We start from the raw sequence: 13,318 nt of genomic DNA on the forward strand, positions 1-13,318 counted from the left end.
TCACGACAGGTGTGTCGATCACGGGCGCATCCGGGTCCTGTCGTCGGGCCGGGTACCGCATCGTTGTCCACAGGGCTGGTGCGACGGCCCGTACGGCAGGAATCCTGTGTCCATGTCCCACGATCAAGCCCACTACCTGGAGCTCCTCGCACGCGGCGCGGCCGCAGAGGCGTACGACAGGCCGTTGCTCCTCGCCCGCGCGGACGGCGCCGGACACGAGCAACTGGCCGCGCTCGACCACGCCAAGCAGCTGGCCCTGCGGGTGCGGGCGGAGCTGGAGGGGCGGCGCCGCCGCGAGGCGGAGCTGTCCGCCCTCTTCGAGACCGCGCACGACCTCGCCGGTCTGCGCGACCTCGACGCGGTGCTCCGGGCGATCGTGCAGCGGGCCCGGTCGCTGCTCGGCACCGAGGTCGCCTACCTCAGCCTCAACGACCCCGCGGCCGGCGACACCTACATGCGCGTCACCGAGGGCTCGGTGTCGGCCCGCTTCCAGCAGGTGCGGCTCGGCATGGGGGAGGGGCTCGGCGGACTCGTCGCCCAGACCGCCCGGCCCTACGTGACGGACAGCTACTTCGACGACGCCCGGTTCGAGCACACCGGGACCATCGACGCCGCCGTCAAGGACGAGGGCCTCGTCGCCATCCTCGGCGTGCCGCTCATGCTCGGCAGCCAGGTCATCGGCGTGCTGTTCGCTGCGGACCGGCGCGCCAGGGTCTTCGAGCGCGAGCAGGTCGCGCTGCTCGCCTCCTTCGCCGCCCACGCGGCCGTCGCCATCGACACCGCCAACCTCCTCGCGGAGACCCGCTCCGCGCTCGCCGACCTCGAGCGGGCCAACGCGATCATCCAGGACCACAGCGGCGTCCTGGAGCGCGCCTCGGACGTCCACGACCGGCTCACCGAGCTGGTCCTGCGCGGCGGGGGAGTGCAGGACGTGGCCGCGGCGCTCTCCGAAGTCCTCGACGGCACCGTCGAGTTCACCGAGGCCGGCCCGGACGCCGGCGGCGCGGGCGGCCACGCGACACGGCACGGAGACGACTGGGTCGCGGCCGTCGCCGCCGGAGGCGAGGTCTTCGGCTCGCTGGTCCTGCGCGGACACCCCGCCCTCGACCCCGTCGACCGGCGCACCCTCGAGCGTGCCGCCATGGTCACCTCCCTGCTCCTGCTCGCCAGGCGGTCGGCGCACGACGCCGAGCAGCGCGTCCGGGGCGAGCTGCTCGACGACCTGCTCGACGCGCCGGACCGCGATCCGCGGCTCCTGCGCGAGCGGGCCGCACGACTTCGCGCGGACCTGGACGTCCCGCATGTGGTGCTCGCCGCCCGGATCGACGGCACGGCGGACGAGACCGCCGCCCGCGCCGAGACCGCCCGCGCCGAGACCGCCGCCGGCCGCAAGCCGGCCGCGCGCACCGGCTCATGGACCCGTGCGGGCGCCAACGCCCGCGCGGACTCCCTCGACGGCGCCGCCGTATCCGCGCGCGAGACGGCGGACCGCCAGCGTCTCTGGTCCGCCGCCTCGCACCTGGCCGCGACGCGTTCCGGTCTCGCCGCCGCCCGCGACGGCGGCACGGTCCTGCTGCTGCCCCTCGGGCCCGGGGACACGGCGGCGGACCTCGCCCGACAGACCGCCCGGCAGTTGTCCGGCGCGCTCCGCGAGCCGGTGACCGTCGGCGCCTCCTCGCCGGTCGACTCACCGGCCGGCGACCCGGCGCCGGTGGCCGAGGCCTATGCCCAGGCCCGCCGCTGTCTTGACGCCCTGCGTCTCCTCGGCCGCTCCGGGGAGGGGGCCGCGGCGCAGGACCTGGGGTTCCTCGGCCTGCTGCTGGCCGACCCCGGTGACATCGACGGCTTCGTGCACCGCACCATCGGGGAGATCGTCGACTACGACCGGCGGCGCGGTACCGACCTGGTGGGCACCCTGGACGCCTATTTCGCCAGTGGCATGAGCCCGGCCCGCACCAAGGACGACCTGCACGTCCATGTGAACACCGTGGCCCAACGGCTCGAGCGCATAGGCCGGTTGCTCGGCCCCGACTGGCAGTCGCCGGCGCGGTCCCTCGAGATCCAGCTGGCGCTGAGGCTGCACGCGATGTCGTCGTCGGCCGGCTCCTGAGAGCCCTGCCCGTTCTGTACACGCGACCGCGAGCCCCCGTGCTTCGGGTGACGGGGGTTCTTCGGGTACGCACGCGGGCCGTGAGCCACCGTCCCCGAGCCGTCCATGAGGTCCCCGCCTCCTCCGCTTGCGCGAAAACCGCGCGGACTCACCGGAGTCCGCGCGGTTCGCATACGGGGAGGGGCCGGCCGGCCCCCACCGGGTCAGGCGGTACGGGCGTCCGCCGTGGCCGTGGCCGGAGCATCCTCGACCTCGTCAGCGACGCTGTCCAGCGTGGTCAGGTCCCGCTCCCTCGTCTCCCGTGCGCAGGCGATGGCCACCACGGTGAGCAGGGCCGCGGCGATCACGTACAGGGCGATGGGCGTCGACGAGTCGTAGTCGGCCAGCAGGGCAGTGGCGATCAGCGGTGCCGGCGCACCGGCCGCGACGGACGAGAACTGCGCGCCGATCGAGGCGCCCGAGTAGCGCATCCGCGTCGCGAACATCTCGGAGAAGAACGCCGCCTGGGGCGCGTACATCGCACCGTGCAGCACGAGACCCACCGTGACGGCGAGCAGCAGGGCACCGAACCCGGCCGTGTCGATGAGTGCGAAGAACGGGAACATCCAGGCTCCGACGCCGATCGCGCCGATCAGATACACCGGCCGGCGCCCGATGCGGTCGGACAGGGCACCCCACAGCGGGATCACGGCGAAGTGCACGGCGGACGCGATGAGGACGGCGTTGAGCGCGGTCTGCTTGCTCATGTCCACGGCGGTGGTCGCGTAGACGAGGATGAACGCGGTGATCACGTAGTAGCTGATGTTCTCCGCCATACGCGCGCCCATGGCGATCAGGACGTCGCGCCAGTGGTGACGCAGTACGGCGACCACCGGCATCTTCTCCACCTGGCCGGCCTCCGACTTGCGCTGCTCGGCCTGGGCCAGGGCGGCCTTGAAGACCGGCGATTCATCGACAGAGAGACGAATCCACAAGCCGACGATCACCAGCACGCCGGACAGCAGGAACGGTATGCGCCAGCCCCATGAGGAGAAAGCGGCGTCAGAGAGCAGCGCGGTGAGCGCGGACAGCACACCGGTGGCGAGCAACTGACCGGCCGGAGCGCCCGTCTGAGGCCACGACGCCCAGAACCCGCGCCGCTTGGCGTCGCCGTGCTCGGACACCAGCAGCACCGCGCCGCCCCACTCGCCGCCGAGCGCGAACCCCTGCACGAGCCGCAGCACGGTCAGCAGGACCGGAGCGGCGGAGCCGATCGTCGCGTGGGTCGGCATGAGCCCGATCGCGAAGGTCGCACCGCCCATCATGAGCAGGCTGAGCACCAGCAGCTTCTTACGCCCGAGCCGGTCCCCGTAGTGCCCGAAGACGAGCGCGCCGAGCGGACGCGCGGCGAAGCCGACGGCGTAGGTGAGGAACGAGAGGAGGGTTCCGACCAGCGGGTCCTCATCCGGGAAGAACAGCTCGTTGAAGACCAGCGCGGCGGCCGACCCGTAGAGGAAGAAGTCGTACCACTCGATGGTGGTCCCGATGAGGCTGGCGGCGACGATGCGCTTGAGCGAGCTGGGCTCGGGCGGGGCGGTTGCGGGGGCGGCCATGGACACCACTTCCGGACAGTTGGCGGGGACGTTTCCGTGTCGCCACACCGTAGGAAGGGCCAGGTCAGGGGCGTATGTGGTGGGACACCATAGTTATACGTGCGGAGGTGCGTGTGCCCACCATGGGGGTGGTGCCGGTGCTTCCTTGACGGCCTCGGGGCCTGGGCCGGTACCGCTGTCAGCGGCCGTCTCACCTTTGAACTGCTGATGCGTCACGGCCTTGAGGTGGGGCGAGCGGCTCCGTGGCATCCCGCCACGGATCCACCGCCAAGAACCCGCTCGGCGGACCACGGCGACCACTAGAACCCTCCCGGAGACCGTGCTGGAGAACGAGGAGGTGGTACCCGTGAACGCATCGACGTGGGTGCTCTCCGCCAGGGTCACGGTCGGGCGACAGGTCGTCCGGGAGCGCCGTTCAAGCGCACTCCCGAAAGGCACGACCGTGCACTTCACCTCCGAACAGCACCTCGACGACGGCGTCCTCGAGCGCGAATTCACCCTCGGCGAGACCTCAAGTCCTTCATCGGCCCGCTGGTCGAAAGCGCGGTCCCGGAATGGCAGACCAGTCTGGACGCCCTGCTCGAGCTGCCCGAGATCGGCGGCCCGGTCGGCTACTCCGGAGGATGGACCGCCCTTGGTAAGTCGGACACAGGTCGAAGATGAGATCGCAGTTGGAACGGGCCCCTGAAAGCACCGCCCAAGTAGCCGGACCCACGATCCCGTCGACGACCAGACCGTGATCGGACTGGATTTGACGAAATGCGGCATGGGTCTTGAGTCCGAATATTCCGTCTACGCGGCCGACGGTGTATCCGTGGTGGCGAGTTCCTCTTGCAAGCGAATTACGAATGGGCCGCTGTCGTCTTTTCTGAGCAGTGGATTGGGCATGCCACCCGTCAATGACGCTCGCCGGCGTCGAGTGCTCGGAGCCCCAAAGCCCATGGTCCCTCAGCCTTGAACCTGGTGCCACCGAGCCCGGCCGCCCCCGTAGAACTGCGAAGGTCATCTGTTGAAATGCGAAGTGGCGGTGGAGGTTGGGCGCGGACAGACTGGACGAAGGGGTGGGGTACATGGTGCATTCGCACACTCCGAGGACCCGGCCGACCCCGAGATTCCGGTCGAGAGGAGACTCTCATGTTCGGGTATGTAAGAGCGATTGACGACAAGAAGCCGATCTTCATGATCAAGGTCAGCGTCTATCGCGGTGATCTGTCTCTGATCGACCGGGCCTATACCGACGAGGAAGGCCGATACGAGGTGGAGATTCCCGAAGGTGAAACGGTCACCGTAGGTTTCGACACGCATTACTCGCTGACCAACGCGGATGACTGGCAGCCGTCCGTCATCGCGAACGTGATCGCCAGCGACGAAACGGCCCTGGACCGCTGTCTGATGCGAAGGGGGCAGGCTATCGACGAGGCATCGGCCATGGATGCCCTCAACGGCTACCTCCTCACCGCGGCAACGACCAATGTGAGGGCAGACGCTGCCTACGCCGCCACTGCGGAGAACCGCCTGTCGATGCTCAAACAGCACAGTCTTGTACTTCAGGCGCTCCAGCAGAAGCTTATGGAGCACTTCGGAAATCAGACGTGACGCGCAGGGTCCGACCCGGAGCGGTGATCCACTCACCCGGCCCCGGGATGCGGTGTCAACCACTCCTTTCCAGCAATCCTGGGCAGGCTCACTGACCAGCATCCGAGGTCAACCGCCACGCGCTACGTCCTCGGCGCACCCCGCCAGGAGGACCAGCCCCATCGCTCCGTAAGCGCAGGCAAACTCGGCTCGGAGGCAATGGGGCCGTGGGGGCACGACGGTACGCGGCGGCGCGGGCGCCGGCGAGCCGCGACCTTTGCACGGATCTCCGCCGGCCCGGCTGGAAGGAAGGGAGTACCCGGCAGGCCCTGGAGCGCTGGAAGACGGCCGTAGGCCTGCCGTGGCCGGATCGTCGGATCACCGGGGGCTGGGGGCTGGGGTGGCCGTGCGGCTCAGTCGCGCGGTTGCACGATCATCGGGATGCGGTCGGCGTGCGCCACTGCCGAGGCGATCTCCTTGGGGGTGTGTCCTGGGGCAGGGGAGAGTTTCCACCGCTGCAGGACGGTGGCGATGGCGATCGTCGCCTCGGTCCAGACGAACTGATCGCCGATGCACTTGCGGTTACCGGCGCCGAAGGGGACGAAGTGGTGCCGCTGGAGGGCCTCGCGCCGGTCGGGGAGCCACCGGTCGGGGTCGAACGTGGTGGCGTTGCCGTAGACGTCGGGATCGCGGTGGAGCGCGTAGAGGCTGAACGCGACCTCGGTGCCGGCGGGGAGGTCGTGGGCGCCGAGTCGGACCGGGACGGTCGTCCGCCGCATCAGCAGCGTGACGCCGTGCAGCCGTAGCACTTCGTCCAATACGCGCCGGATCGATGGTAGACGGGGTACGTCGGCGATCGTCACGTCTCTGTCCCCGACCACGCTGCGGATCTCCTCGGCGACCTGCTTCTCGACCTCGGGGTGGCCGGCCAGTTCATGGAACGTCCACGCGAGGGCGGCCGCGGTGGTCTCAGCCCCGGCGAACATGATGGTGGACAGCTCGTCCCTGACCTCTGTGTCGGTCAGCCCGTTGCCGCTGTCGGCGTCCTGCGCCGCCAGGAGCAGCGTCAGCAGGTCTGTCCGGTCGGTGGATCCGCTCGTCCGTGCCTGCGCGACCACGTCGTCGATGACTGCCCTCAACTGAGCGGCGGCGGCGTCGAACTCGCGGTTGGCACGGATCGGGAGGCGGTCGAGCGCCTTCGGTGAGGCCGCCCGTATCAGCAGGTTCTTCAGCAGCACGGGCAGATTGGTCCGTACGGCTTCGACCGCCGGCATCGCCATGTCGGTGGAGAACATGGTGGCCGCCAGCGTTTCGATGGAGTAGTCGGCCATCGCCCGCTCGATGTCGACGATTTGCCCGGGTGCCCAGGCGTCTGCCATCGTCCGGGCGTGCCGGCCGATGATGTGGGAATAGCCGGCGATGCGTTCCTTGGAGAACATCGGCTGGACCATCCGCCGGTGGCGGCGGTGGATCTCGCCGTCGGCGTTGGCCAGGCCGTTGCCCGCGAGAGGCCGGAGCCGGTCGAAGAACCGGCCCTTCTCGAAGCTGCGGGCCTGCGTCACGGTGATCTCGTGGACGAGGTCGTGAGACGTGGCCACGTACATCGGCATCAGGCCCAGGTCGACGCGGACCAGATCGCCGTGGCTGCGCAGAGAGGTGAGGAAGCCCAGGGGATCCCGCCAGAGTTTCAGTGCGTGTCCCAGCAGGGGCACCGCGCCAGGCGCACGCGTGATCGAGTTAAGTCCCGATCGGTCAACTGTCATCTTGTCCCTCGCTCACATACGGCGGCCACCGATGCATCGGTGATCAGATCTGATCTCACCACGGTGACTGACCTTCGCGCGAGAGGGCATGTGCCTGGTCAACGCCCCTGTGCGTTCGTGAGGTTGATGGGGCATCGACGTGCCGGGGGAGGAGCGGAGCAACTATGCTGCCCACGCCCCTCTCGCCGGGACCGCGGGATTCCGCATGCGGTCCGGTCGGCAACCGGGGACTCGTTGACCGCATGCAGCCGCCCCTCGGAGGGCCTTGTGACCATTCCGCGTTCAGATGGCACCGGATCGCCCGCCACCGCCCCGCCGCCGCAGTGTCCCGCGCATGCCGGACCGGGCGACGTCCGGCAGCGGATGTACGGGCCGGAGACAGACGCCCCGTACGACCTCTACCGCAAGATGCGCCGACAGCACGGCCAGGTGGCACCGGTGCTCCTGCCGGGAGATGTCCCGGCCTGGTTCATCCTGGGCCACCGGGAGAACCTGGACGTCATGCGCACGCCGTCGCTGTGGTCGTGCGACTCCCGCGTCTGGAACGTGCGGCTGCCGATGGACTCGCCCCTGCTGCCGATCACGGCATGGCAGCCCCTCATGGTGTTCGCCGACGGTGACGAGCACGCGCGGCTGCGCGCCGCGGTGGTCGACGCCCTGGGACGGTTCAACCGACACGGGATCCGCCGCTACGTCGGACGCTACACCCAGGGGCTGGTGGACCAGTTCGCCCGCATCGGACGAGCCGACCTCGTCAGGGACTTCGCAGAGCCGCTGTCGGCCCTGGTCCTTTCACGGCAGTGCGGGGTCCGCGAGCAGGACGCCCTCGCCGTGGGCGCCGCGGTCCGTGACATGGTCAAAGGCACCGAGACGGCGCTGCAGAGCAACGACTTCGTCGTGTCCGTGATGACCGAACTGGTGCGCAGCAAGAAGGAACAGCCGGGCGACGACCTGGCCAGCTGGCTGCTCGTGCACGAGTCGAAACTCAGCGACCAGGAAGTGATCGAGCACCTGCGGCACGCGATCGTCGCCGCGCACGAGAACACCACCAACCTGATCGCCAACACTCTTCGGACGGTGCTGACCGACCAGCGCTTCCGGGCGCGGCTGTCCGGCGGGTCCATGACCCTGCCCGACGCGCTCGACCAGGTCATGTGGGACGCCCCGCCCATGTCCGTCGGCGCGTTCCGCTTCGCACGACGTGACACCATTCTGGGCGGCCAGGCCATCAAGGCGGGGGACATGGTCATGCTGGGCCTCGCCGCCGGCAACGTCGATCCGGAGATCCGGCCCGACCTCGACGTGCCGGTTCACGGCAACCGCTCGCACCTGGCGTTCAGCGGTGGCCCGCACCAGTGTCCGGGTCAGGACATCGGCCGGGGAATCGCCGAGACCGGCATCGACAGCCTGCTTGCCCGGCTGCCCAACATCCAGCTCGCGTTGACCGTGGACGAGCTGAACGTGACGTCGTCGCTGGTGTCCAGCAGGCTGGAAAGCCTGCCCGTGGCGTTCGTCCCGTGCGGCCCAAGAACCCGTCGCCGGAAGCCACGTCCGGGTCTCAGCCGATGCCGGCGGCAGCAGCGGCACCGGAGCCTGCGCCCTTCTCACCCTCCCCCGTCGCCCCGAGGGCCTCGCTTCCCTGGTGGCGACGGCTGCTCGGTCGCCGCACGCGATAAGGCGCAGAGGCCCGGACCGACGTCACGACGTCAGTCCGGGCCTTGGTTCTGCGGCAGCTACAGGGGAGCTCCGAAAGCGCCTTGGGTCAGGTGCTTACGGTTGCCGCCTAGGTTCGGCCCGCCGACCGTGGAGGTACACCGGCAGCGACAGGAATCCCTGTTCCGAGATCGAGGGCAGGGGTCGGGCCCCACAGCGAGGGCCGGCTCCGGGAAGCGGGTGAAGAGCGCACGCAACGGCTGGAGAGGCACCCGGAAACGACCGGGCCGCAACAGCCTCCGACTGCGGCGATGACCAGCACCGGGGCGTTGGAAGGCGCCCGATGCTCACCGCGGGTCGGGAGGGTGGAGCCAACGCGGAAGCAGCCGGCAGATCAAGGGGCGCTGTCTCATGGCGGCGCCCCGAGCCGTCAGGGTTCGGGGCGTAGCTGTGGCGAGCGGAGGGTCAGGACACGTTGCCGCGGACGCCTTCGCCGAACAGACCGTCGGTGTAGGTCACGTACTTGGGGGTGAACCTGCCCTTGCCGGTGATGACGCCCGTGGCTTTCTCGCCCGGGGCGAGGTCCATCATGTCCATCTGGTTCTCGTCCTCGCCGAGCTCGTGGTTGTGCTTCAGGCCGGTGGTGTCGGTGATCGCGAAGTACAGCGGGTTGATGTCGATCTGCTCGTCGCTGTTGTTTGCGATGGTGACCTGGACGCTGGTGTAGTCGCCGCCATCGTGGAGGATGCTCGGCTTGAACGTCGTCTTCGTCACCGTGAGTTGAACCGGGGCCGGTTCGGCCGGCTCGGCCGCAGGCTTGGTCTTCGGATCGGTGGCGGGCTTCGCGTCCGCTTGGGCGTCGTCCTTCTTCACCGGCGTCTTCTCCGCCGCTTCCGACGTGACCGGCTTCTTCGTGCTCGTGCTGCTGTCGCTGAGGGCCGCTCCGAGGACGGTGAGCAGGATCAGCCCGCCGAACACGGAGCCGAGGACGATGGCGACGATCGCGCCGGCGCCCATGCCCTTCTTCGGCGGCGGGGGCACCTGGTAGGGGGCGGCGCCGTACGGGCCGGGCTGCTGCGGGTAGCCGTAGCCGTAGCCGGGCCGGGGCTGTCCGTGCGGGTACTGCTGGGGCTGGTTGTACGGCTGCTGCGGGTGGGTCATGGCCTGCCTAAGGTCCGGGGCGCCGCGAATGTGTGCGATTCGTGTGGGCGCGGTGGGTGAAATGTGGGACTCGTCGAAGTGGTTGATGGTTGCACGGGTCGCGGTGGTGTTCCGCCGCCTGCTTCTGAGAGGCAGAGACCCATGCGGCGATCACGGCGGCATGACAGCGCGGACGATGAGGCCGTGCGCGGAGAGATGCCGCAGAGGCGGGCCGCCTACCGGCCGGCGATGAGGCCGTGCGCGGAGAGATGCCGCAGAGGCGGGCCGCCTACCGGCCGGCGATGAGGCGGGCGGCGGGGAGGAACACGCCGACTCCGCATGCGGGTTCGAACACACCTCAACTGGGAGCTGACCTGCCACAGGGGGCTGTCCGTCGGCTGGCGGGTGGGACAGACTGGGCCGGCCTGGGCACGCGACTACCACGGATGAGCAGCAAGTACTGACCATGTACGGCGGGCCGAGACGAATCGACGGGACCTCACCACCGACCCGAACGAGCTGCACAACCGCTACGACGACCCCCGGTACGCGGACGTCGTGCGGGAGCTCACCGGCCGACTGACCGCACTCCAGGCCCACTACGGCGACACACCCGACGGCCACCTCCCGCCCGCCCCGCACCGCGAAGGACTGCCCCGATGACAACACCGCCCCGCCCCGGCAGCCCCGCCACCGAGTGGCTCGCGGACGCCGTGCTCTACCAGATCTACCCTCAGACCTACGCCGACGCGAACGGCGACGGCATCGGCGACTTCGCCGGCATCGAACAGCGCCTCGACCACCTCGCGTGGCTCGGCGTCAACACGGTCTGGCTCAACCCGTGCTTCGCCTCCCCGTTCCAGGACGCGGGCTACGACGTCTCCGACTACTACACCGTCGCCCCCCGCTACGGCACCAACGACGACCTGGCGAAGCTCGTCGACAGCGCCCGCAGCCGAGGCATCCGCGTTTTGCTCGACCTGGTCGCCGGCCACACCTCCGACCAGCACCCCTGGTTCATCGCGTCCGCGAACGACCCCGCCGACCACCGTTACATCTGGGCCGACACCGACGAACGCCCGGCCGACGGCTTCGAACCCTCGCCCGGCACGCGCCGCGGCTGGTACAAGCCGAACTTCTTCGCCAGCCAGCCCGCCCTCAACTTCGGCTACGCACGCACCGATCCGGCCGAACCCTGGCGCCAGAGTGTCGACGCCGAAGGCCCGCGCGCCAACCGTCGGGCGCTGCGCGACATCATGTCCCACTGGCTCGGCCTCGGCCTGTCCGGCTTCCGCGTCGACATGGCCGCCTCCCTCGTCAAGGACGACCCCGGCCACGAAGAATCCGCACGCCTGTGGCACGAACTGAGGGCCTGGCTCGACACCGCCCAGCCGGAGGCCGCGCTGCTCTCGGAGTGGGGCGACCCGGCCGTCTCCGTACCGGCCGGCTTCCACGCCGACTTCTTCCTCCAGTTCGGCAGCGACAACGACGGCCTCACCCTGCGCTCCCTGTGGAACAACAACACCGGCACCGTGAACGAGCAGTGGGCGCCGCTGGAGCCCTACTTCGACGCGGACGGCGCCGGCTCCCCGGCGACCTTCCTCGACAACTGGCAGGCGGCCACCCAGGCGATCGCCGTCTCCGGCCGCCGTGGCTTCATCTCCCTCCCCACCGCCAACCACGACTTCTCCCGCCTCTCCTCAGGCCCTCGTGCCGCCGAGCAACTGCCTGCCGCCTTCGCGTTCCAGCTCACCTGGCCCACCCTCCCCGCCGTCTACTACGGCGACGAGATCGGCATGCGCTACGTCCCCGGCCTTCCCGACCACGAGGGCAGCGTGCTCGGCCCCCGCTACAACCGGGCCGGCTCCCGCACCCCCATGCAGTGGGACGACACCGCGAACGCCGGCTTCTCCACCGCCCCCGCAGAAGCCCTCTACCTCCCCTCGACCCGGACCCGGCCCGTCCCACGGTCGCCGCCCAACAGGCCGACCCCGCCTCGCTCCTGAACCTCGTACGCCGCCTGATCAGCCTGCGCAAGGACACACCCGAGCTCGGCACCGCGGGCGGCGTGCGCGTGCTCCACACCGGATACCCCCTCGTGCATGTGCGAGGAGACCGGTACCTGGTCGTGATCAACCCGCGGCGGGACGCGGTGGAAGCGCGTCTGCCCGAGGCGGTGACAGCACGGCCGGTCGAGGTCCGCGGCGTGGACGTGACGGCCGACCGGGTCCGGGCCGAGGGCTTCGCGTACGGCATCTTCGACCTGTCATGACGGAGGTGTGGTGACGAACCCCCCGCACGCCTGCTGCGCTCCCCGCCGCCCGGAAGGGGCGGGGGCCCGGCCCGCTGCCGTCCCCGCCCGGCTGGGCCGGTGCGCACCGCCGACTGGTGCGACCTGCCCGGCGGGACGTTCCTCATGGGCAGCGACGACGCCCCCTACCCCGCGGACGGGGAGGGCCCGGCACGCCCGGTGACGGTCGGGCCGTTCAGGATCAGCGCGACGACGGTCACCAACAAGGAGCTCGCCGCGTTCACCGACGCGACCGGCTACCGCACGGACGCGGAGCGGTTCGGCTGGTCGTTCGTCTTCGCCGGATTCCTGCCCGACGACTTCCCTCCCACCCGCGCGGCCGTGGCCACCCCCTGGTGGCGTCAGGTGCACGGGGCGTACTGGCGAAGCCCGGAAGGTCCCGGCTCCGACGTCCTCGACCGTCCGGACCACCCGGTCGTCCATGTCTCCCACTACGACGCGCTGGCGTACTGCGGCTGGGCGGGCGTCCGGCTGCCCGCGGAGGCGGAGTGGGAGTACGCCGCCCGCGGCGGCCTCGAGGGCATGCCCTACCCCTGGGGCACGGAACGCGACCCGGGCGGCGAGTACCGCATGAACATCTTCCGCGGCACGTTCCCCCACAAGAACACCGCCGCCGACGGCCACCGGGGCACCTGCCCGGCCGATGCCTTCGAGCCGAACGCCCACGGCCTGCACAACACCACCGGCAACGTGTGGGAGTGGTGCGCCGACTGGTTCACCCCCGGCGACAGCCGTGTGCTCAAGGGCGGCTCCTACCTGTGCCACGCGTCGTACTGCCTGCGCTACCGAACCTCGGCACGCATGGCGGACACCCCGGACAGCTCCAGCGGCAACACGGGCTTCCGCGTCGCCGGACCACGGCCGTGACCGGTGTGTGCCCGCCCCTTGTCGGTGCGGCCCGGCCCCTGGCGTGTGCACCCGCGGGTAGCCCGCGACGACTTCGTGGAGCGGCGTGGAACCAGCACCCGGACAGAACGCGCAAGGCATCCTGCCCCACGGCCTCACCGACGCGATACACGGCACCGCCGCGGACATCGCATGTGGATCATGCGGGGCTCGCGGCATCCGGCACGCACTCCGCCGTAGCCCTCCGGGCTCAGGAGGTGCGCCCCCTTCGCGCCGGAAGCCTCGCGCTTCTCAGTGGTGTGGTAAGGCTGCCGAGGGGTGGGTTGTC

General features: G+C 70.2%; 7 protein-coding genes and 3 pseudogenes. 6 read left to right on the forward strand and 4 right to left on the reverse strand.

Annotated features, from left to right (window positions below):
• The first annotated feature begins 112 nt into the window (after positions 1–112).
• A complete protein-coding gene (locus GLX30_RS31405) occupies positions 113–2,110 on the forward strand; it encodes a GAF domain-containing protein (protein WP_159694329.1) in 1,998 nt (665 codons plus the stop codon).
• A gap of 203 nt (positions 2,111–2,313) precedes the next feature.
• Here the strand turns inward: GLX30_RS31405 and GLX30_RS31410 are convergent, their stop codons facing one another.
• On the reverse strand, positions 2,314–3,702 hold the full coding sequence (locus GLX30_RS31410; protein ID WP_167306884.1) for an MFS transporter: 1,389 nt from the start codon (positions 3,700–3,702) through the stop codon (positions 2,314–2,316).
• 513 nt (positions 3,703–4,215) lie between these two features.
• Between GLX30_RS31410 and GLX30_RS35580 the strand changes: the two are divergent.
• Positions 4,216–4,341: pseudogene (locus GLX30_RS35580) on the forward strand (alpha/beta hydrolase); the annotation flags it as partial.
• 58 nt (positions 4,342–4,399) lie between these two features.
• On the opposite strand, the pseudogene GLX30_RS35585 reads toward GLX30_RS35580, so the two are convergent.
• Positions 4,400–4,510: pseudogene (locus tag GLX30_RS35585) on the reverse strand (peptidoglycan-binding domain-containing protein); the annotation flags it as partial.
• Positions 4,511–4,836: 326 nt separating this feature from the next.
• On the opposite strand from GLX30_RS35585, the gene GLX30_RS31425 reads away from it, so the two are divergent.
• Positions 4,837–5,298 (forward strand): carboxypeptidase regulatory-like domain-containing protein, encoded by a 462-nt coding sequence (locus GLX30_RS31425; protein ID WP_159694332.1) that lies wholly within the window; start codon positions 4,837–4,839, stop codon positions 5,296–5,298.
• 392 nt (positions 5,299–5,690) lie between these two features.
• Here GLX30_RS31425 and GLX30_RS31430 read toward each other — a convergent pair whose 3' ends face one another.
• Positions 5,691–6,989: a cytochrome P450 gene (locus GLX30_RS31430; RefSeq protein ID WP_244258335.1), complete on the reverse strand. Its 1,299-nt coding sequence runs from the start codon at positions 6,987–6,989 to the stop codon at positions 5,691–5,693.
• 318 nt (positions 6,990–7,307) lie between these two features.
• Here GLX30_RS31430 and GLX30_RS31435 point away from each other — a divergent pair, with 318 nt between their 5' ends.
• Positions 7,308–9,008: a cytochrome P450 gene (locus tag GLX30_RS31435; RefSeq protein WP_244258336.1), complete on the forward strand. Its 1,701-nt coding sequence runs from the start codon at positions 7,308–7,310 to the stop codon at positions 9,006–9,008.
• 150 nt (positions 9,009–9,158) lie between these two features.
• Here the strand turns inward: GLX30_RS31435 and GLX30_RS31440 are convergent, their stop codons facing one another.
• Positions 9,159–9,854 carry a DUF4352 domain-containing protein gene (locus tag GLX30_RS31440; RefSeq protein ID WP_244258337.1) on the reverse strand — a complete coding sequence of 232 codons (696 nt, stop codon included), beginning with the start codon at positions 9,852–9,854 and terminating at the stop codon, positions 9,159–9,161.
• 638 nt (positions 9,855–10,492) lie between these two features.
• Here GLX30_RS31440 and GLX30_RS31450 point away from each other — a divergent pair.
• A pseudogene (locus GLX30_RS31450) lies at positions 10,493–12,105 on the forward strand (alpha-amylase family glycosyl hydrolase).
• A gap of 144 nt (positions 12,106–12,249) precedes the next feature.
• Positions 12,250–13,011: a formylglycine-generating enzyme family protein gene (locus GLX30_RS31455; protein WP_244258524.1), complete on the forward strand. Its 762-nt coding sequence runs from the start codon at positions 12,250–12,252 to the stop codon at positions 13,009–13,011.
• The last annotated feature ends 307 nt before the right edge of the window (positions 13,012–13,318 follow it).

Origin of the sequence: Streptomyces sp. Tu 2975, assembly GCF_009832925.1 — a bacterium.
Taxonomy (GTDB): domain Bacteria; phylum Actinomycetota; class Actinomycetes; order Streptomycetales; family Streptomycetaceae; genus Streptomyces.